Below are 19,849 nucleotides of genomic sequence, written 5' to 3'. Positions count from 1 at the left end.
GTTCATGACGCGAAAAAGAGTCACTGGTTTTTCGGGCCTCCTTCCCGGAAGAGGTGTCCGCCAAATGGTTGTGGCCCCAAACCGGCGGTTTTGGGCCACAACGTGTGTCAGCTGCCGCAAGAATCCATCCTGCGGCTGGCGGCTGCTATTTCTTGGAGATGTTCACCATCTGCTCGCGGTCCACAACCTTCACGCGCTCGCGGGTGATCTCCAACCCGGGTGCCGGCACGTAGCAGGCGCCCAGGTGCTTCTCATGGGCGTCAAGCCTGTTCCAGCCCTCCCACGTGGTGAAGTCAATGCCGCGGGATTCCAGCAACTCCACGATTTCAGCTTCACCGGGATGCTGCGCAAGCGGAAGGCCAAGCCGGTCTTCCAGGAGGCAGCCGATGGTCTCGAGGGCGTCGCCCTTGGTGCTGCCGATCAGGCCAACCGGCCCGCGTTTGATCCAGCCCGTCGCATACAGGCCGGGCACCTGGGCGCCGTCGGCACCGAGCACGCGTCCGCCGTCGTTCGGAATGACACCGCGGCGGGCGTCAAAATCCACCTCGGACAGCTCAGAACCAAAGTAGCCGACTGCCCGGTAGACGGCCTGGACCGGGTAGTCGATGAACTCGCCCGTGCCGCGGACGTTGCCGGTGCCATCCAGTTCGTTGCGCTCAAACTTGATTCCAGTGACGTGCCCATCGGTGCCTGTGATCTCAACAGGCGTGTGCAGGAAGTGCAGGTGCAGGCGGCGCGACGCCGGAACCCGGTTCTCGTCGTGCTCTTCCGCCAACCAGTTGGTGAGCGTGTTGACCATGATCTTGACCTGGTTGTTGCTCTTGATGGCAGCGTCGGAGGCTTCGTCAAAGTCGAAGTCCTCGTCGTAGAGGACAATGTCCACGTCGCGGGAGTGCGAGAGCTCCCGCAATTCCAACGGTGTGAACTTCACCTGGGCCGGGCCCCGGCGGCCAAAAATATGCACGTCAGTGACGGGCGATTCCTTCAGCCCGGCGTAGACGTTGTCAGGGATTTCGGTGACGAGCATGTCGTCGGCGTGCTTGGACAGGACCCGGGCCACGTCAAGGGCCACGTTGCCGTTGCCGATGACGGCGATTTCCTTGGCGTGCAGCGGCCACTCGCGGGAAACATCGGGGTGGCCGTCGTACCAGGAGACAAAGTCCGCGCCGCCGTAGGAGCCGTCCAGCTCGACTCCCGGGATGGCCAAGTTGGCGTCCCTGGTGGCACCCGTGGCAAAAATGACGGCGTCGTAAAAGCTGCGCAAGTCGGAGAGCGTCAGGTCGCGGCCGTACGTGACATTTCCGAAGAAGCGGATGTCCCCGCGGTCCAGGACCTTGTGGAGGGCGTTCATGATGCCCTTGATCCGGGGGTGGTCGGGCGCCACACCGTAGCGGATCAGCCCGTAGGGAGCCGGCTGGGACTCAAAAATATCGATGCTGACCTGAACGTCGCCGCCGGACACTTCCTGGGACTTCGTCAATATGTCTGCCGCATAGACGCCCGCCGGGCCGGACCCAATGATGGCGACGCGGAATGGGCGGGTGGCGCTCAAGTTAGCCAAGAAAGAAGTCCTTCCGAACCGTGAATCGCAACGTTGACAGCAACTCTGCATCAACTGTTGCACAGGGAGGCGCTAATTAAGCACCACTTAAGTAGTCTAATTGCCAACATGCGAGGTCCGTAAGGGCCTGCGAATGAAAGTGACCAACCACTCACGGGCCCATGCCCCGTCGGTGATTTTACCGCGGATCCGCGGCTTAACGGGAACGGCTGGCCGCGATTGGGCAGCGGCCTGGCGTGCCGGGCCTGTCCACCGGTCCAGTCGCTTCCAAGTGGAGATGGATTATCTTGGCCATCAGTGTTGTTATGGGGTTGTGACACGAAGCGAACCCCAAACATCACCCGGCCCCCGCAAGCAGCTGACGACGGGCAGGCCCGTGCGGTCCCGGGGCGCGACGGGAACGCTGTACGGCGTTGGCGCGTACGGGCTGTGGGGCATGATGCCCATTTACTTCACCTGGCTGGTCCCCGCCAACAGCATTGAAATTGTTGCCAACCGCGTGGTCTGGTCAGTGGTCTTCTGCGCCTTGATCATCACAGTCAGCCGCGGCTGGGGAAAAATTGCCACTGCCGTCAAGAACCGGCGCATCATGGGCACCTTGAGCGTGGCCGGCCTGCTGATAGCCGTCAATTGGCTGACCTATGTTTTTGCCGTGACCACCGGCCACGCCATTGAGGCCTCCCTCGGCTACTTCATCAACCCGCTGGTTTCCGTGCTGATCGGTGTCCTGGTCCTGAAGGAAAAACTCCGGCCGCTGCAGTGGACGGCAGTCGGAGTGGGCTTCGCAGCAGTTGTGGTGCTGACCTTCAGCTACGGCAAGCTGCCGTGGATTGCCTTGGTGCTGGCGTTCAGCTTCGGCAGCTATGGATTTGTCAAAAACCGGGTCGGCGGCAAGGTCGACGCCATCACCAGCCTCAGCGTTGAAACAGCAGTGCTGACCCCGCTCGCCATCGCCGCCATGGTTATTGTGACAACCATGGGCCAGGCAACACTGACAGGGATGGGCGCCGGGCACTTTTGGCTGCTTGCCTCAACCGGCATCGTCACCGCCGTCCCCCTGCTGTTCTTTGGAGCGTCCGCAAGCCGGCTGTCCATGACAGGGATCGGGCTGCTGCAGTTCATGACCCCGCTCATCCAGTTCATCATGGCCATCACCTTGCTTGGGGAACACATGAGCTACGAACGGTGGATCGGTTTCGCCATCGTGTGGGTGGCCCTGGCCATCTTGATCGCCGACATGCTCCTGGCCCACCGCCGCACATCCCGAATACGAAAATATGCCGTAGCTTAGCCTTAACGCTCCCGAGGAAAGGTACAGTCATGGAAACCGAGACTTTCGACCTGTTGGTGGTGGGCGGCGGCAAGGCGGGCAAGTCCCTGGCCATGGACCTGGCGGCAGCCGGCCGACGGGTGGCCATGGTGGAACGCGGCATGATCGGCGGCACCTGCATCAACGTCGCCTGCATCCCCACCAAGACCCTCGTCAACAGCGCCCGGCTGCTGGCTCTAACGCGCAGGGCCGCCGAATTTGGCCTTTCCGTCCCCGGCTCCCCCGCCATTGACATCGGTCTGCTGCGCGCCCGAAAGGAGGACGTCGTCGGCACCATGGTGGCCGGCCAGCGCAAGTCGTTCCTGGGCTCCGGCATGGACCTGGTGATTGGCCAGGCCCGCTTCACCGCACCGCGCACGGTTGAGGTGACGGCCGATGACGGCACCCTCCGCACGCTCTCCGGCACCAATGTTGTGGTCAACACCGGGATGGTGCCGCTTGTCCCTGAGCTGCCCGGCCTGCGCGCGGCGGCGCCCCTGACAAGCACCACCATTTTGGCCCTGGCCGAACTTCCCCCCAGCATCGTCATCCTGGGCGGCGGCTACATCGGCTGCGAGTTTGCCTCGATGCTCGCCATCATGGGCGTCGCCGTCACAGTGGTGCAGCGCGCCGGCATGCTGCTCCCACGAGAGGACGCCGAGGTGTCTGCGGCTGTTGCTGCCGCGCTGGAGGCCGACGGCGTCTCGGTGCGGTTGGGCGTCGCGGCGGAATCGGTGTCCCGGGCCAATGGCACCGTCACGGTGTCGCTCTCCGACGGCACACAGGCCACGGCTGCGGAGATTTTGGTTGCCGTGGGGCGCGAAGCTGTCACGGCGGGGCTGGGACTTGACGCTGCCGGCGTCGAATTGACAGACAGGGGCCTGGTCACAGTGGATGACTTCCTGCGCACCACTGCCGAGGGTGTGTGGGCGGCCGGTGATGTCGCCGGGACACCCCAATTCACGCACGCGTCCTGGAACGATTACAGGATCCTGAAGGCCAACCTGGCGGCGGGACCGGACGGGACGCTGCAAAGCACCAGGGACCGGCTCATTCCCTACTGCGTTTTCACCACACCCGAGCTGGGCCGCGTCGGCTTGTCCGAGGCAGCGGCCAGGGCAGCCGGACACGACGTCCGCGTGGCAATCATGCCTGTCTCCGCCATTCCCCGGGCACGCACCGTTGGCCAGCTGGATGGCACCTGGAAAGCTGTTGTGGAACGGGGCACCGACCAGATTCTGGGCGTGTCATTGTTGGGCCATGAAACCAGTGAGGTGATCGCCGTCGTCCAGATGGCCATGCTCGGCAAGCTCCCGTACCAGCGGCTGCGGGACGCTGTCATCGCCCACCCGACGATGGCGGAAGGGCTGCAGCTGTTGTTCAGCGACGCCTTCCTGGCGCAATGACGCAGCCGCCCCGACGCCCGTTTAAATGCCTTGCGCCTGGAAGTCGCGCGGCACCACGACCATGGGCACCGGCAGCGCCCGCAGGATCTTGTTGGCAGTGGACCCGAGGAAGATCTTGCGGTGCTCGGCCAGGCGGCTGGAACCGACAATGACAAGTTCGCCGGACTTCCAGCCAATCCCGTCGATGGCTTCTTCAATGTTGCGGCCGTGGGCAAGCGTGACGGTGACCTTGTTGTCGGGAAGTTTGGCGGCCGCCTCGGTCAGCACAGTGTTCACGTGCTGTTTGGCCGGACTCAACGCGTTGGCAAGGTCAAAGTCCGACTGTTCCAGCTGGTCGATCTCGACCACTGAAACCAGCCGCAGCGGCACGTGGCGCCTCCCGGCGGCGGTGGTGCCGACGTCGAGCACTGCCTGCCAGCCTTCCCGCATTCCGGTCATGACGGTGAGCCGGGTGAGCGGGTCCCTGCGGTTGTAGCCGCGCGGGGCAAGTGCCACCGGAACCGGCGAGGCGTGCAGCAGGCCGTTGGCCACCGAGCCAACTGTGAACCGCTTGAACAGCCCGTTGCTGGCGGCGCCGACAACTACTAGCGCGGCATTGTCTTCCGTGGCCGCGGCACTGAGCCCGTGCACAAACGAGTCGGCAACCCGGGTGGAAAAAGTGGCAGTGACGCCGTCTGGCACCAGGGACATGGCCTGCTTTTCAACCCCGGCAGCAGCCGTTTTCCCATTGTGGACCACATGGACGAGGTGCAGCTCGGCACCCTGGGTTTTGGCGATGACGCCGGCAAGGGCAACGGCGTCGGCGCCTCGCTCATCAGGCCGGTATCCGACTACATATTTCATGAACAAACCCTTCGGCAGGCCCCTGGCCGCAGCACAACGCTGCGTCCCGCGGGGCGTTCGTAGCACTGACTGTACAGCGGCCGGGTCCTTCAGAACAGGGCCGGACGTCAGGGCGCCCGGACAGTCATTCGCCGTCCCTTGGTTCAGGCTGCCCCATCCACATTGACGACGCCGGACCCGTCCAGTTCCGTCCCCGGTTCACCCGCGTCGCGGCGGGGCGTGAGCGCGAGGCTCAGGACTGCCCAGGCAAGGACCACGAGTCCCGCGAGCAGCAGGGGCGGGACAAGGAACTGGGCCATGACGGCCCAGCCCGCCTGACCAAAGGTTGCTCCCGAGGAGACTTCGATGGTGACGATTCCCGTTGCCAGTGGGAACAGGTAGGGCGCGAACAAGGCACACAGTCCCGCTGCAGCCGTGGCAGCCCCAAACCACAGCGCACGCCTGGCCGAGGGACGGGCGCCGGACGAGTGCACTTCATCATCAGGCCAGCCGGCCCGCTTCGGCACCACGGACAACACCGCCAGCATGAGCAAGGCCAGGGCAAGCAGCCAGGTGCCCACAGGCATCACCAAATACGTCCACGGCGTCTGCGTCCGTTCCGCATAGTCGGATTCCCCCTGGTACATGATCTCGGGAAACAAGGCCGTCGCAAACAAAAACACCCAGCCGGCCACACCCACGGCGAGCGCCAGCAAGCCGAACACGGCTCGGAGCACCGGCTCTGCGGACGCATGCCTGCGGGAAGCGAGGAACAGCAGCGCGCCAAGGATGCCGATGCCGGTGCCCAGCAGGGCGGGTGCTGCCTGGGGAATGATTTGGCCCCAGGGCTGAAGGTTGAATGTGGGGTATGCCGCCGAGTCCACAGTGTTGGCCGCCGGCAGCCAATACTGCGCCGTCAGGGAAAACAGGCCCCCGGCAATCATCACGACGGCGGCGGCCAGGGGCAGCGGCCAGCGCCAGGCCGGCCACTCGGCGGAATCAGCCGCCACCGGCGCCGGGAATTGCTGGGGTGCCGGCGTCGGTGCCGGGCCGGGGTGTTCAGCTTCGGCCTCGTGTTCTTGGTCGTGCTCGGCCTCGGGAACCACCAGGGTTTCCGGTTCCCGGGCGGACAGCCGTGATTCCCGCCGTGGGACCCCGGCCGCTGCGCTGGTCTCGGCAACAGTCCCGGACGGCACGCCGGCCCCGTCCCCTCCGGGCTGGAACATCGCCGGATAACGATCGTCAAACTGTCTCGCAGCCATGCCACCCCAATGTGCCGTAGGTAATAGAGAATGCTGCTGCCCAGCTTACCTACCGGCGCCGCGCATTCTTGCCGGGCTTGGGGCCACACCCCGGTGGGCCGCAAGTCCGGCCGGGGCGCCGCCGTCGTTCCTGGTTGCGGGCAATTGAATCCGGTCCCTCCCTCTTGCCCTGCCATCGGAATCGGCCTAGGGTCAAAAAATCAGCGTGCAACGGACAGGGCGGTCCACCCATGAAAATGAAGCGATTGGCGCTTACGGTGATGGCTGTTCTCGCCATGGCCGGAACCGCCCTGGCGGTGCCCGGCGCCGCCACGGCGGCAACGCCCGACAATGGCTCCATCGCCGCGAAGCATGCGGCGAACCCGCACCTTGGCTACGCCATCACCCCGCTGCGCTGCTCGCTGCCGCAAGGGGGCTGCTACCGCGCTTATCGCAACGGCAGCATCTATTGGTCCCCGGGCACCGGGGCGCACATCGCCACTGGCGCCATCGCCGGGCGGTGGGCAGCATTCAATTGGGAACGCGGCTTCCTCGGTTTTCCCAAAACGGACGAAAGCTGCACCCTCGTCAACAGCGGCTGCGTGCAGACCTTTCAGGGTGGCCGCATCTATTGGCAGCCCGGCGCCGGCGCCAACCCGGTCGCCGGCGGGATCGGGGCCACATGGGACCGGACAGGCGCCGAGCGCGGCCCCCTCGGCTATCCCATCAGCGGTGAAAACTGCACCCTCGTCAACGGAGGCTGCGTGCAAAAATACCAGGGCGGCTACGTCTACTGGCAGCCATCCGTGGGTTCCTACCCGGTCCACGGCGGCATCGGCGCAAAATGGGTCCAGATGGGCTACGAACGCAGCCCGCTGGGCTATCCCTCCAGTGACGAGCGTTGCGGCGGGGCGCCGTTAAGTTGCATCCAGTACTTCCAAGGCGGCACCATCACGTGGCCAACAATTGCCGGTGTCAGCGTCAACCCCTATTCCTCCAGCGTCGGCGTGGTGGTCAACAAGCGCCGGCCCAATTGGCCCATCAATCAAACGCCGCCTGACCTGGCCTGGGTCGGCTCCCAGCTCATGCGCAGCGAAGCAGCCCGGCAAATGTCACAGCTGGTCTCCGGCGCATCCGCGGCGGGCGTGCCTGTCACCACCGTCAGCGGCTTCCGCTCCTACGAGACGCAGGCCGGCCTTTATAACTACTACGTGTCGCAGTACGGGCGGGCCGTGGCAGACACCATCTCCGCACGTCCGGGGTACAGCGAACACCAAACCGGCCTGGTCATGGACGTAGGCAATCCGAACGGGGCCTGCTCCCTGCAGGCGTGCTTTGAAAACACGCCCGCCGGTCAGTTCGTCAGGAACCACGCCTGGCGGTACGGCTTCATCATCCGCTACACGTGGGGCAATGATTGGACCACCGGCTACACGTACGAGCCCTGGCACCTGCGCTATATTGGCATCCGGACGGCCACCGACATGCACAATCGCGGCTTCCAAACACTGGAGCAGTACTTCGGCCTCGCCGCGGCGCCATCGTATTGACCAAAGCAAAAGCGGCACCCCGGGTGAGCCAAAGCCCAACCGGGGTGCCGCCGTCGCACCTCAGAAGCGGCTATGCTGCTGCTGCGCGGATGGCGTCCACGAGCACGTCCAGGCCGTCGTTGAGCAGTTCGTCGCCGATGACCAGCGGCGGGAGCAAGCGGATGACGTTGCCGTAGGTGCCGCAGGTCAGGATGATGACCCCGGCCTGCAGGCAGGCGCCGGCGATCGCCTTGGCTGCCTCCGCGTTGACTTCCTTGGTGGTGTGCCCCGTGCCGGGCTTGACCAGTTCGATGGCCATCATGGCGCCGCGGCCGCGGATTTCACCGATGATGCCGGCTTCGCCCATTTCTTTCACGAGTGCTTTGAAGCGGTCGGTGACGATGCGCTCGATGTTGGTGGCGCGGCCGTTGAGGTCGTGCTCCTTCATGGTCTTGATGGCTGCCAGGGCTGCCGCACACGCGATGGGGTTGCCTCCGTAGGTGCCGCCCAGGCCGCCGGGGTGCACTGCATCCATCAGGTCTGCGCGGCCCGTGATGGCGCTCAGCGGCAATCCGCCGCCGATGCCCTTGGCCATGGTGATGATGTCGGGGACAACACCTTCGTGCTGGCTGGCGAACCACTCGCCGGTGCGGCAGAATCCGGACTGCACCTCGTCGGCTATGAAGACGACGCCGTTTTCCTTGGCCCAGGCGGCCAATGTCGGCAGGAATCCGTCGGCCGGGACGATGAAGCCGCCCTCACCCTGGATCGGCTCGATCAGGATGGCCGCGACAGAGTCCGAACCGATCTGCTTCTCGATCATGGAGATGGCGCGGCGGGCTGCGTCCTCGCCCTTGATGTCGGCTTCTTCGCGGTACGGGTAGCTCATCGGCACCCGGTAGATCTCGGGTGCGAACGGACCAAAGTTGGTCTTGTACGGCATGGCCTTGGCTGTCAGGGCCATGGTCAGGTTGGTGCGGCCGTGGTAGGCGTGGTCGAAGGCAACGATGGCGTCGCGGCCGGTGGCCAGGCGGGCAACCTTCACGGCGTTCTCGACAGCTTCGGCCCCGGAGTTGAACAGGACAGTGCGCTTCTCGTGCGTGCCGGGGGTCAGCGCATTCAGTTCCTCGGCGACCGCAACGTAGCTTTCGTAAGGGGTGACCATGAAACAGGTGTGCGTGAAATGGCCGACCTGCTCGCGGACGGCGTCAACAACGTTGGCATCCGATGCACCGACCGAGGTGACGGCGATGCCGGAACCCAGGTCGATGAAGGAGTTGCCGTCAACGTCCGTGAGGATGCCGCCGTCGGCGTCGGCAACATAGACCGGCACGCTGGAGGCGACGCCGCCGGCGACTACGGCCTTGCGCCTGACGTCGAGGGCTGTGGACTTCGGTCCGGGAAATGCCCCCAGAATCTGGCGCTTTTGGGCAAGGCGGTACTGAATATCTGACATGGACATTCCTTTCAAAGTGGTGAAATTCAAGCCGTTTTTTGGCGCGGCCGTGGCGGCCGGAGCAAAAAGGTTGTGGTGCTAGGCGTCCAGGTTGCTCATGACGTGCTTGATCCGGGTGTAGTCCTCGACGCCGTATATGGACAGGTCCTTGCCGTAGCCCGACTGCTTGAACCCGCCGTGGGGCATCTCGGCCGTGAGCATGATGTGGGTGTTGATCCACACGGCACCAAAGTCCAGATCGCGCGAGACCCGCATGGCCACGCCGTGGTTTGACGTCCAGACACTCGATGCCAGGGCGTATTCGACGTCGTTGGCCAGCTCGACTGCCTCTTCCTCGGTCTTGAACGACTGCACGGTGATGACTGGGCCAAAGGTTTCCTGCTGGACAATGTCGTCAGTCTGCTTCACGCCGTCGACCACTGTGGGTTCGAAGAAGAAGCCCTTCTCACCCACGCGCTTTCCGCCGGTGACAACTGTTGCGTATTCGGGGATGTTTTCAACAACCTTGACCACCGCGTTGAAGTGGTTGACGTTGTTGAGCGGGCCAAAGTAGTTCTTGGAATCGTCCTCGTTGCCTGTTTCCAGGCCCTTTGCCGCGATGGCCAGCGCGCTGACGAACTCGTCGTGGGCGGATTCCTGCACCAGCACGCGGGTGATGGCTGTACAGTCCTGGCCGGCGTTGAAGAAGGAGTACTCGGCAATTTCCTGCGCCGTCTTCCCGAGGTTGGCGTCGGCAAAAACTATGGCAGGGGCCTTGCCGCCGAGTTCCAGGTGGGCACGTTTCAGGCCCTTGGCGGCACCCGTGGCGACAGCAATGCCTGCGCGGACGGATCCGGTGATGGAAACCATGGCCGGAGTCCTGTGCTCAACCATGGCCGCACCCGTGGCACCGTTGCCCAACACAAAGTTCAGGACGCCCGCAGGGACAATGTCCTTGGCAATGTCGGCAAAGACCAGCGTGCTTTCAGGGGTGGTGTCACTGGGTTTCACCACGACTGTGTTGCCCGCTGCAAGTGCCGGCCCAATCTTCCAGATGAGCATCAGGAAGGGGTAGTTCCACGGAGTTACCTGGGCAATGACACCAACGGGTTCGCGACGCACATAGGAGGTGAAATTCTCCATGTACTCACCGGCGGAGCGGCCTTCCAGCAGGCGGGCAGCGCCGGCAAAGAAACGCAGCTGGTCCGCGCCTGCCGCGACTTCCTCATCAGCGATCATCTGCCTTACCTGGCCGGTATTGCGGTGCTGCGCCTCAACGAGCTCGTCGCTGCGGGCTTCAACAGCATCCGCCAGCTTCAGCAGCACACTTTGGCGCTGCCCCGGGGTGGCATGCTTCCACGTCTTGAAGGCAGTTGCCGCCGCGTCCATGGCGGCATCCACATCGGCCTGGCTGGAGATGGGCGCCTTGGCAACTATTTCGCCGTTGCTGGGATTGACGATGTCCAGGGAGTCGGGCCCGGTGACGGGGACGAATTCTCCATTGATGAAGTTCTGCAAGGTTTGGACCACAGTGTTCAACCTCTTTAGCTCGGTGTGGGCGGTGCGGACGACGCACCGCATATGCGACAGCCTAAGCCCGGAACGACTCCCAAGCGAATAGCCAACTGCACCATTGCCCTTATTCTTCGTAGTGCGTTTGTATAGTTGATGCATGGCACTTTCCTTGGCAGACCTTTTAGGCACCCAGGCCCTGCACCTGCAGAATCTGGGTTCAACCAGAACACCGCTGACGGCAGCCATCGATTGGGTTGCCGTCACAGAACTTGAGAATCCGCAGTCGTTCCTCAGCGGTGGCGAGCTGGTCCTGACCACCGGTGCCCGGCAGAGCACCGCCGATGCCCAGCGTTCCTTTGTCCGGCAGATCAAGCGGGCTGGCGCCGTCGGCATTGGTTTTGGCATCGGTTTTGAACATGCGGCAGTGCCGCCGGCACTCATCGCAGAGGCGAACCGTTGGGCGGTGCCGGTGGTTGAGGTCCCCTACAGCACGCCGTTCATTGCCATCGGCAAGCTGGTTGCAGATGCCCGTTCCTCTGATCATTACACCAAGTTGGAACGGCTGTTGCGCGAACACCAGGTGCTGGCCCGGGCACTGCTGACAGGTGGCGGGCTGCCGGCGTTGCTGAAGAAGCTGTCGTCAATGGTGGCAGCGGACGTGGTCGTCACCCAATACGGCGGGGAAATTGCGGCAACGTCCGTGGACGCCAACCCGGCCGAGGGCGCCTGGCTCGCAGTTGCACTGTCGACGGGAAAGCGCGACGCCAGCACCTTGTGGCTGCGCAATCCCTTCCACGACGACGGGATTGTCGACTATGCCCGCGGGCTCATCAGCATCGAACTGAACAATCTGGTCCAACGGCGGCAAAGTGCACGCCAAATAGCAGGGCAGGTCATTGCCGACATCGTCAGGGGCACCCTGGAAGCTGCCGATTCAGCAGCCCGGCTGGAGAACTTGGGCATTTCCCCGGCAGCCAAGAACTTTGTCTTGATCGTGAGCACGGAAGAAACCAAGTTCCCCACCCTTGCAACAATTTCGCTGCCGGCTGGGCTGGAAACCGCAGTTGCCGCCACCGTCAGTTCCGAAGGCCGGCATGAACTGCTGCTTGTGGTCCCCACCCAGGCAGGTGACCCGGCAGTCCTGGGCAGGGCCCTGAGCCACCAGATGCACAACATTGGCATCACTGCCCCGGTGGGAATTGGTGGCGCATATTCGCAGGCCAACGGCTTGCGTTGGAGCTATTTTGAAGCCCGCGAGGCTGCTTCACGCGGCATGGAGGTGAATGTTCCGGAGCGGTTGAGCCTCACTTCGCTGCTGTTGGCCAGTGAGGACGTGCCCATGGCCGACATGGCTTCTGAAGCGTTGGGTCCGCTCACTGACTTCGACGCGGCCCATGGTGCCGAGCTGGTCGACACCCTGGAAACCTATCTGCGGCTCAATGGTTCCGTGGCCGCCGTTGCCGAGACCCTGGCCCTGCACAGGAACACCGTCCGCTACCGGCTCACCCAGATCGCAGAGCTCACCGGCTACGACCCTGCGCTGACGCCCGACAGGGTGCAATTGTGGCTGGCCCTGGCAGTGCGCAGGTTGTCCCCGCCGGCCTGATGCCTTGTTCTGGGCACGCGCTGCGGGCTGCTCGGCATCCGGCCGCCAGGACATGGGCTGACACCAGTCATGCTGCCCCCTTGCCGGGGCATTGCACTGCGCGTAGTGTTTTGAGGACTTTCTGTTGGAGAGGTGCGGCATGACTGTTTCCCATGATCGGATCGCCGAGTTCCGCCGTTTGCACTCCGACGGGTGCTTCGTCATGCCGAATCCGTGGGATCTCGGGAGTGCGCGGGCCCTGGAACAGCTGGGCTTTCCAGCCTTGGCAACCACCAGTGCCGGATTCGCCTGGACGATGGGCCGCCCCGACAGAAAAGCCACGATCGACGAGGTGCTCACGCACCTTGCCGCCGTCGTTGATGCCGTCGACATTCCGGTGAACGCGGACTTCGAGGGTGGCTACGCCATTGCTCCTGCCGCTGTCGCAGCAAACGTCACCCGGGCCGTGGCCACCGGGATCGCGGGGCTGTCCATCGAGGACGCCTCGGGAGACCACGACGATCCACTCTTCGAATTCGAGCTGGCCGTAGCGCGCATCCGCGCCGCGCGGCAGGCGATCGATGAAAGCGGAACCGCCGTCGTGCTCACTGCCCGCTCCGAAGGTTTTGTGTGCGGCCGTCCGGACATCGACGAAACAATCCGGCGGCTCCGCGCCTATGCCGACGCCGGCGCCGACTGCCTCTACGCACCTTGCATCGACTCAGCCGACCATGTCAGCGCCATCGTCGCCGCAGTGGTGCCCAAGCCGGTGAACCTCCTGATCAATGCGCCCTTCACGACAGTCGCGGAGGCAGCACGACTCGGAGTGCGGCGCATCAGTGTGGGCGGCACGCTCGCGCGCACCGCCTGGGCTGGTTTCCTGCGGGCGGCAACGGAGATCGCCGAAAAGGGCACGTTCACCGAATTCGAGCGGCTGCCCAATGTCGATGGGCTTCTCGGGGAGTAATCACCTTGCCCCGCCCGGCGCAGGCCCACCGTGGCGGCTCGGGAGCTGTCAGCCCACCACTGACGCGCCGCGGGAGACACTTACCATGTCTTCGCGGGGAACAACCTTTACGCGCTCGCGCTGCACGGGGCCGCCCTCCGAAGCGGCAGCACCCAGCGCCTTTTCGTGGGAGTCGAGTTCCAGCCAGCCTTCCCAGGTGGTGAACTCCACGCCGCGCGAATCCAGCAGCTCGACGATCGACTCCGGGGCGGCCACAGCAGCCAGCGGCAGTTCTTCACGGTCGGCGAGCAGGTGCGTAATGGTCTCGAGTGCATCGCCCTTGGTGCTGCCAATGAGGCCCACCGGTCCGCGCTTGATCCAGCCTGTCGCATAGACGCCCGGCACGTGGGTGCCGTCGGCTGCCAGCACGCGGCCGCCGTCGTTCGTGACAACGCCGCGCTGGTGGTCAAACTCAACGTCCGGCAGGGCCGAGCCGAAGTAGCCCACGGAGCGGTACACGGCCTGGACCGGGTAGTCGATGAACTCGCCGGTGCCGCGCGTATTGCCCGTGCCGTCCAGTTCCGTGCGCTCGAACTTGATGCCGGAGACCTTGCCGTCCGCACCCGTAATCTCGACCGGGCTATGCAGGAAGTGCAGGTGCAGGCGGCGCGAGGCGCCGGTGGTGGGGTCTGCGGCGTCGTCATCCTGCTCAACGAGCCAGTTGGTGAGCGTGTTGACCATGGTCTTGACCTGGTTGTTGCCCTTGACGGCGGCATCGGAGGCCTCGTCGAAGTCGAAGTCCTCCTCGTACAGGACGATGTCGACGTCCTTTGAATGCGAAAGTTCGCGCAGCTCCATGGGCGTGAACTTCACCTGGGCGGGGCCGCGGCGGCCGAAGATGTGCACGTCGGTGACGGGGGACGCCTTCAGCCCGGCGTACACGTTGTCGGGGATTTCGGTGACGAGCAGGTCGTCGGCGTGCTTGGACAGCACACGGGCAACGTCGAGCGCCACATTGCCGTTGCCGATGACGGCAATTTCCTTGGCTGTCAGCGGCCATTCGCGGGAAACATCGGGGTGGCCGTCGTACCAGGAGACGAAGTCGGCGCCGCCGTGGGAGCCCTCGAGCTCGATCCCGGGGATGTTCAGGTCGGCGTCCTTGATGGCGCCGGTGGCGAAGATGACGGCGTCGTAATGCTTCTGCAGGTCCTCGAGCGCCAGGTCGGTGCCGTAGTCCACGTTGCCGAAGAAGCGGATGTCCCCGCGGTCAAGCACCTTGTAGAGCGCGTTCACAATGCCCTTGATGCGGGGATGGTCCGGCGCAACACCGTAGCGGATCAGGCCGTACGGGGCGGGGTAGCGGTCAAACAGGTCGATGCTGACGACCAGTCCGTCACGCACGTCGGCGCTTTTGGTCAGCATGTCCGCCGCGTAGACGCCGGCCGGGCCGGAGCCAATGACGGCGATGCGCAGCGGGCGCTCCGCGGTTCCGGGCGCTGCTGTCGTCGCTGAGGTGTGTGATGACACGGCTGTGCTCATTTCTATGCGTTTCAAAAGGGGCTTATGGATAAGTCTAAGAGAAGGTTCTGATAGTTTCCCGCGTGCCGTACTGGGCAGTGGCGAGTTCCGGAGGTGCCAGCGGGCTGACACGCACCACATCGCCGACGACGACGACGGCCGGGTTGCGCACCTTGCCTTCCCGGGCGAGGGCCGTGATGGTGCCCAGGGTGCCGATGGTGACGCGCTGGTTTTGGGCGTAGCCGTTTTCGATGATGGCCACGGGGCAGTCCGGCCCGCGGCCGGCGGCCTCAAGGATCGGCATGGAGAGGTGCAGCGTGCCGACGCCCATGAGCAGGACCACCGTGTGGTTGCTGCCGTGCGGGACGTTTTCAAGTTCCTCGTGCCCGCTGATCATGGTGAATGCCTTGGCCAGGCCGCGGTGTGTGACAGGGATGCCGGCCGCCGCGGGCACGCTGACAGCACTTGTGACACCGGGGACAACTTCCACGTCCACACCGTTTTCGCGGCAGGCGATGGCTTCCTCGCCGCCGCGGCCCAGCACATAGGGGTCGCCGCCCTTGAGCCGCACTACCCTATTGCCGGCAAGCGCTTCGCGGACCAGGATCGCATTGATCTCGGTCTGCGGCACGGGGTGGTGGCCCGGCGTCTTGCCAACCTCAATGACCCGCACGTTCGCGCCGAGCGTTTCCAGCAGGCCGCGCGGGCCCAGCCTGTCAGCCACGACGACGTCGGCCTCGGCCAGGAGCCGGCGGCCGCGCACAGTGATGAGGTCCTCCGCGCCGGGTCCGCCGCCGACGAGGGCAACGGAACCGCACTGTCCGGAACCGGCATGGGCCTGTTTTTTTGCCGTTTCGCGGTACCGGCGCAGCGGCAGGTCCCCGCTCTCCAACGCCGCGGCGATGGCATTGCGGATGGCCACGGCACGGAGCGGGTCTCCCCCGGCGTTGACGGCCACCTTGATGTCTTCAACCGTGGCAACGGCCGGCGTCCATGCCGCTGACGCTTCCGCGTCGGAATGGTTGACGCACCAGGTCCTGTTGTTCTCGGCGTCCTCGGCCACCAGGGCGTCGACGCCGGCGTTGTTGGTGGCTGCCACGGCGTACCAGGCACCGGCCATGTCGGCGCTTTTGTAGCCGCGGGCGTGCCAGGTGAGCAGGCCGGCGTCGGCCATTGCCCGGGCCGGGGCGCTGAGAGCCGGGGCAACAAGCGTGACGTGGGCTCCGGCGTCGAGCAGTGCCTTGGCGCGTCGTGATGCAACGGTGCCGCCGCCCACGACGAGGACGGGACGGCCGAGCAGCCGGAGCGAGGTTGGGTACAGATCCACAATTGCCATGAAACAAAACCCTAGGGAAGTGCAATATGGGTGGACAAGACGCGCGTTACACCCGTTCACGCGGCGTCACGGGAGGACACAATAAGGTGGCGCCTCCCACGGTGACGACCGCAGCGGCCGCCACAAACGCGCTGCGCGGTCAGGGACCATCCCGCCTGTTGGTAGGCTCCTTGGGTACGCTCATCACTTCCGTGACCAAATAAGGGGACCACTATGTCACAAGAACCATACAAGCAGCCGCCGGCACCGCTTCCGCCGGCACCGCAGTTCCAGCAGGCTCCGGTCTACACCCAGAACTCCGTTGAGCAGCTGCAGGGCTCCCAGCACGCACAGACGTCGATGATCCTGGGCATTCTGTCCTTGTTCTTCGTCGGCATCATTTTGGGTCCGATCGCCATCTTCAAGGCAAAGAAGGCTGAGCAGCTGCACACAGCCGCAACCGTTGGCAAGGTCACCGGCTGGATTGGCACCATCATTGGCCTCATTTCCATCGTGATCACGATCGTCATGATCAGCATCGCGATCAGCACGGCCGGCGCGCTCAGCCAGGTCAACTACTAGCCAGTTGCGTTTTTGTTCCGGCTCCAGCCGGAACATGGGGTGCGGAAACAAGACGTTTCCGCACCCCATTTTTTAAGCTGTTGGGCAGGGATTACCGGGTGCTGCCGGCAAGCAGCCCGCGTCCGCGCAGCAGTCGTTTTTCCACGGGCGCAAAGACCAGCAGTTCAACGGCGATGCCCACGAACAAGATGACCAGGATCGCAGACATCACAATGCCCATGTCCGAGAGCTGCCGGCCCTGTTCCAGCAGCGAGCCCAGGCCGAAACCGAGCGATCCGCCCATGGCGATAATTTCGGCAGCCATCAGTGAGCGCCACGAGAACGCCCAGCCCTGCTTCAGCCCGCCAACGTAGCCTGGAAGGGCAGCCGGAAGCACCACGTTCACGGCCATCTCCCATCGGGAGGCGCCCAGGATCTGCCCCACCCTGCGGTATTGCGGCGGGATTTGGTCCACGCCCGCGATGAGCCCGTTGATGATGGAAGGGATGGCACCCATGAACATGACGAAGTACACCGTGGCATCTGTCAGGCCGAACCAGATGATGGCTGCCGGCACCCAAGCCACCGACGGCAGCACCTGCAGGCCCGATATCAACGGGCCAAATGCGCGGCGCAACACCCGGACCTGCGACAGCAGCAGGCCGATCGGGGTGGCAACTGCAATGCTGATGGTGAAGCCGACGATGCCGCGCTGCAGCGACGTCCCAACCGCTTCCTGGGCAGTCCCCTCGGACCACAGGGCACCCAGCGTGCCAAGCACATCCAGCGGGCCGGGCACCAGGTCGCGGCGGCGCAGCCCCAGTGAAACATAGAACTGCCATGCCAGCAGCAGCACCACGAAGGCTGCCAGCGGCAGCAGGACCCGCGACCAGTCGATGGCGCGGCGTTCAACAACCTCGGACTGCAGCGAGTCCAGCCCCGCTTCCAGGGAGCGCATCTCCTCTGCGGTTCCGCTCTTGAGCATGGGTGAAGTTACTGTTTCAGGCATGTCGGCGGATCTCCTCGCGCAGTCGGGTGGTGATGTCGCCGGTAAGTTTTCCGGCCGCGCCTGCGTTGGTTCTGTGTTCTTCCGAGACCTGCCACTCGGCCACCACAGTGCCCGGACGGGAGGAAAGCAGCAGCACCCGCTGCCCCAGCCGCACAGCCTCGCGCACATTGTGGGTGACAAAAATAATGGTCCGCCCGGTCTCTTTCCAGATCCGTTCAAGTTCGTTGTGCAGCAGGTCGCGGGTGATGGCGTCGAGCGCGGCGAACGGCTCGTCCATGAGCAGCAGCGGCCTGTCCTGCGCCAGCGCCCTGGCCAGCGCCACACGTTGGCGCATGCCCCCGGAGAGCTCGTGCGGACGCTTGTCCACCGAATGGCCCAGGTTCACCAGGTCAAGCAGCTCCGCCGCCCGCACCTTGCGTTCGGCCCGCCCGACACCGCGCAGCTTCAATGCCAGTTCCACGTTGCCGCGGGCACTGAGCCACGGGAACAGTGATGAATCCTGGAACATGAATGCCGCCCCGTCCGCCGGCACCTCCAGGGCCCCTGCCGAGGGCACGTCCAGCCCTGAAATGATGTTCAGCAGTGTCGATTTTCCACAGCCCGACGCCCCCAGCAGGGCCACGAACTCGCCCTGGCGGACGGTCGCATTCACGCCGTCGAGCACCAGCGCACCGGCGCCAAAGCGCTTGCCCAGGTTTTCCAGGACGACGGCGGGTGCCCGGCTTTCGCTGTCCGCCCCCGTTGCGCCCGTGGATCCTGTGGTGGCTTCGGCAGTTGTCAGCCCTGTCATTCCGCACCCAATTCTGCTGCCGTGACGGGTTTCCCGCCGGCAGCCTTTAGCACCTTGTTAAGCAATGTCAGGTCAAAGAGCCCGTTGAGGTCTGCCGGTTTGGAAACGCCGGCGCTGACCCCGTTGTCGAGCAATGTCGGAAACGTGGCGGACAGCGGATCGGAGGTAAATGTCAGTTCGGACAGGGACCTGGCAATCACGTCGTCTTCCAGCGGCTGCCCAATGGCCACCTTGAGCGCGGCATTGATGACGGTCCCGGCCTCATCCGGGTGCCCGTCAAGCCACTGCACCGATTCCACGTGTCCTGTCAGCAGCGCCTCCACAGTTTGCGGATGCTCCGCCAGGAACGTCTTGTTCACGGCCAGCACGGTGGTGCTGAACTCTCCCTTGTCCCAGAGGTCAGCCTCGTTGACGAGGACTTTCGCTCCGGCCTGGAGCACCAGCCGCGAGGTCCAGGGCTCGGCGACCCAGGCGCCGTCGATCTTCCCGTCCTGGAACAAGCGCAGCGTTTGGGCGTTCGTGGTGGGGGTGATGGTGACGTCCCCGCCGCCGGAGGTGTCGGTGGAGAGTCCGCGGTCGCCCAGCCATTTGCGCAGCGCCACATCCTGGGTGCCGCCCAGTTGCGGGGTGGCGATGGTCTTCCCCCGGAGGTCTTCGGCGCCGGTGATGCCCGGGCGGACCACAAACTGGGCACCGCCGGAAGCAGCCCCGGCGATGATGCGGATGGATTCCCCGCCGCTTTGCACAAAGGAATTCAGTGCCGGGTTGGGGCCAAGGTAGGCCGCATCAATGGCCCCGGCGTTGAGTGCCTCCACGGTGGCCGGGCCGGTGGTGAACACCTGCGTTTCCAGCGTGGTGTCGCCGAGGTCCTTGGCGATGATGCCCTTTTCAACACCAACCAGCGCCGGGCCGTGGGTGACGTTGCCAAAGTACCCAAGCTTCAGGACGGAGGCCGGCGCCGCGGCGATGGCAGGCGCGGCCGATTCGCCGTCCTTGGCGTTCACGCTGGCGACGGCCGCCCCCGCCCCGATGAGGGCGACGAGTGCCGAAACAACAATAATTTCCAGGCCGCGCCATTTGTGCTGTGGCCTCTCACCGGCCACGATGCGCCTCAGCGCCAGGGCGGGAGGTCCCTGCGGCGCGTCGGGCGTCTTCGTGCCGGATTGGCTTCCCCGTGTAGTCATCCTTAAACGGTAGGGACTGTGGTTGGGCCCGTTCAATGCATGGGACTCCCAAGGTCACGGTGGTTCACGCAGCGTCACAAACTCGTGGCCGCGACAGCCGTGAAGAGCCCGTCGCCGGGTGTT

Annotated in this window: 16 protein-coding genes; 6 read left to right on the top strand and 10 right to left on the bottom strand. The window is 64.6% G+C overall.

What is annotated here, in order from left to right; genetic code table 11:
- Nucleotides 1–145: 145 nt before the first annotated feature.
- Nucleotides 146–1,561, bottom strand: coding sequence for an FAD-dependent oxidoreductase (locus AC1L6K_RS04710; protein WP_480951570.1), 1,416 nt, complete (start codon nucleotides 1,559–1,561; stop codon nucleotides 146–148).
- Between the two features lie 313 nt (nucleotides 1,562–1,874).
- On the opposite strand from AC1L6K_RS04710, the gene rarD reads away from it, so the two are divergent.
- On the top strand, nucleotides 1,875–2,852 hold the full coding sequence (gene rarD, locus AC1L6K_RS04705; protein WP_480951569.1) for an EamA family transporter RarD: 978 nt from the start codon (nucleotides 1,875–1,877) through the stop codon (nucleotides 2,850–2,852).
- 29 nt (nucleotides 2,853–2,881) lie between these two features.
- Nucleotides 2,882–4,276: a dihydrolipoyl dehydrogenase family protein gene (locus AC1L6K_RS04700; RefSeq protein WP_480951568.1), complete on the top strand. Its 1,395-nt coding sequence runs from the start codon at nucleotides 2,882–2,884 to the stop codon at nucleotides 4,274–4,276.
- A 21-nt stretch (nucleotides 4,277–4,297) separates the two neighbouring features.
- Here the strand turns inward: AC1L6K_RS04700 and AC1L6K_RS04695 are convergent, their stop codons facing one another.
- Together AC1L6K_RS04695 and AC1L6K_RS04690 are read right to left on the bottom strand one after the other, a co-directional pair.
- Nucleotides 4,298–5,119 carry a universal stress protein gene (locus AC1L6K_RS04695; protein ID WP_480951567.1) on the bottom strand — a complete coding sequence of 274 codons (822 nt, stop codon included), beginning with the start codon at nucleotides 5,117–5,119 and terminating at the stop codon, nucleotides 4,298–4,300.
- Between the two features lie 143 nt (nucleotides 5,120–5,262).
- Nucleotides 5,263–6,360 (bottom strand): hypothetical protein, encoded by a 1,098-nt coding sequence (locus AC1L6K_RS04690; RefSeq protein WP_480951566.1) that lies wholly within the window; start codon nucleotides 6,358–6,360, stop codon nucleotides 5,263–5,265.
- Between the two features lie 230 nt (nucleotides 6,361–6,590).
- Here AC1L6K_RS04690 and AC1L6K_RS04685 point away from each other — a divergent pair, with 230 nt between their 5' ends.
- Nucleotides 6,591–7,889, top strand: a complete 1,299-nt coding sequence (locus AC1L6K_RS04685) for a D-alanyl-D-alanine carboxypeptidase family protein (RefSeq protein WP_480951565.1) — start codon at nucleotides 6,591–6,593, stop codon at nucleotides 7,887–7,889.
- A gap of 70 nt (nucleotides 7,890–7,959) precedes the next feature.
- Here the strand turns inward: AC1L6K_RS04685 and gabT are convergent, their stop codons facing one another.
- Complete coding sequence (gabT, locus tag AC1L6K_RS04680; protein WP_480951564.1) at nucleotides 7,960–9,324, bottom strand: 4-aminobutyrate--2-oxoglutarate transaminase; 1,365 nt, start codon at nucleotides 9,322–9,324, stop codon at nucleotides 7,960–7,962.
- Between the two features lie 78 nt (nucleotides 9,325–9,402).
- The gene (locus tag AC1L6K_RS04675; protein WP_480951563.1) at nucleotides 9,403–10,833 is read right to left on the bottom strand and encodes a gamma-aminobutyraldehyde dehydrogenase; all 1,431 of its coding nucleotides are present in this window, start codon (nucleotides 10,831–10,833) and stop codon (nucleotides 9,403–9,405) included.
- Nucleotides 10,834–10,975: 142 nt separating this feature from the next.
- Between AC1L6K_RS04675 and AC1L6K_RS04670 the strand changes: the two genes are divergently transcribed.
- Both AC1L6K_RS04670 and AC1L6K_RS04665 read left to right on the top strand, forming a co-directional pair.
- Nucleotides 10,976–12,424: a PucR family transcriptional regulator gene (locus AC1L6K_RS04670; protein WP_480951562.1), complete on the top strand. Its 1,449-nt coding sequence runs from the start codon at nucleotides 10,976–10,978 to the stop codon at nucleotides 12,422–12,424.
- 139 nt (nucleotides 12,425–12,563) lie between these two features.
- Nucleotides 12,564–13,370 carry an isocitrate lyase/PEP mutase family protein gene (locus tag AC1L6K_RS04665; protein WP_480951561.1) on the top strand — a complete coding sequence of 269 codons (807 nt, stop codon included), beginning with the start codon at nucleotides 12,564–12,566 and terminating at the stop codon, nucleotides 13,368–13,370.
- Between the two features lie 48 nt (nucleotides 13,371–13,418).
- Here AC1L6K_RS04665 and AC1L6K_RS04660 read toward each other — a convergent pair whose 3' ends face one another.
- Both AC1L6K_RS04660 and cobA read right to left on the bottom strand, forming a co-directional pair.
- Nucleotides 13,419–14,888, bottom strand: coding sequence for an FAD-dependent oxidoreductase (locus AC1L6K_RS04660; protein WP_480951560.1), 1,470 nt, complete (start codon nucleotides 14,886–14,888; stop codon nucleotides 13,419–13,421).
- Nucleotides 14,889–14,922: 34 nt separating this feature from the next.
- On the bottom strand, nucleotides 14,923–16,203 hold the full coding sequence (cobA, locus tag AC1L6K_RS04655; protein ID WP_480951559.1) for a uroporphyrinogen-III C-methyltransferase: 1,281 nt from the start codon (nucleotides 16,201–16,203) through the stop codon (nucleotides 14,923–14,925).
- Nucleotides 16,204–16,416: 213 nt separating this feature from the next.
- On the opposite strand from cobA, the gene AC1L6K_RS04650 reads away from it, so the two are divergent.
- Nucleotides 16,417–16,764 (top strand): hypothetical protein, encoded by a 348-nt coding sequence (locus AC1L6K_RS04650; protein ID WP_480951558.1) that lies wholly within the window; start codon nucleotides 16,417–16,419, stop codon nucleotides 16,762–16,764.
- 91 nt (nucleotides 16,765–16,855) lie between these two features.
- Here AC1L6K_RS04650 and AC1L6K_RS04645 read toward each other — a convergent pair whose 3' ends face one another.
- Genes AC1L6K_RS04645 through AC1L6K_RS04635 form a run of 3 tightly spaced genes read right to left on the bottom strand, consistent with a single transcriptional unit; the run spans nucleotide 16,856 to nucleotide 19,726 of the window.
- Nucleotides 16,856–17,752 carry an ABC transporter permease gene (locus AC1L6K_RS04645; RefSeq protein ID WP_480951557.1) on the bottom strand — a complete coding sequence of 299 codons (897 nt, stop codon included), beginning with the start codon at nucleotides 17,750–17,752 and terminating at the stop codon, nucleotides 16,856–16,858.
- Nucleotides 17,745–18,542: an ABC transporter ATP-binding protein gene (locus tag AC1L6K_RS04640; protein WP_480951556.1), complete on the bottom strand. Its 798-nt coding sequence runs from the start codon at nucleotides 18,540–18,542 to the stop codon at nucleotides 17,745–17,747. The genes AC1L6K_RS04645 and AC1L6K_RS04640 overlap by 8 nt, the downstream gene beginning before the upstream one ends.
- On the bottom strand, nucleotides 18,539–19,726 hold the full coding sequence (locus AC1L6K_RS04635; protein ID WP_480951555.1) for an ABC transporter substrate-binding protein: 1,188 nt from the start codon (nucleotides 19,724–19,726) through the stop codon (nucleotides 18,539–18,541). The genes AC1L6K_RS04640 and AC1L6K_RS04635 overlap by 4 nt, the downstream gene beginning before the upstream one ends.
- Nucleotides 19,727–19,849 lie beyond the last annotated feature (123 nt).

This window comes from Specibacter sp. BI4 (genome assembly GCF_056680095.1).
This window is presented reverse-complemented; position numbering and strand designations above follow the sequence as displayed.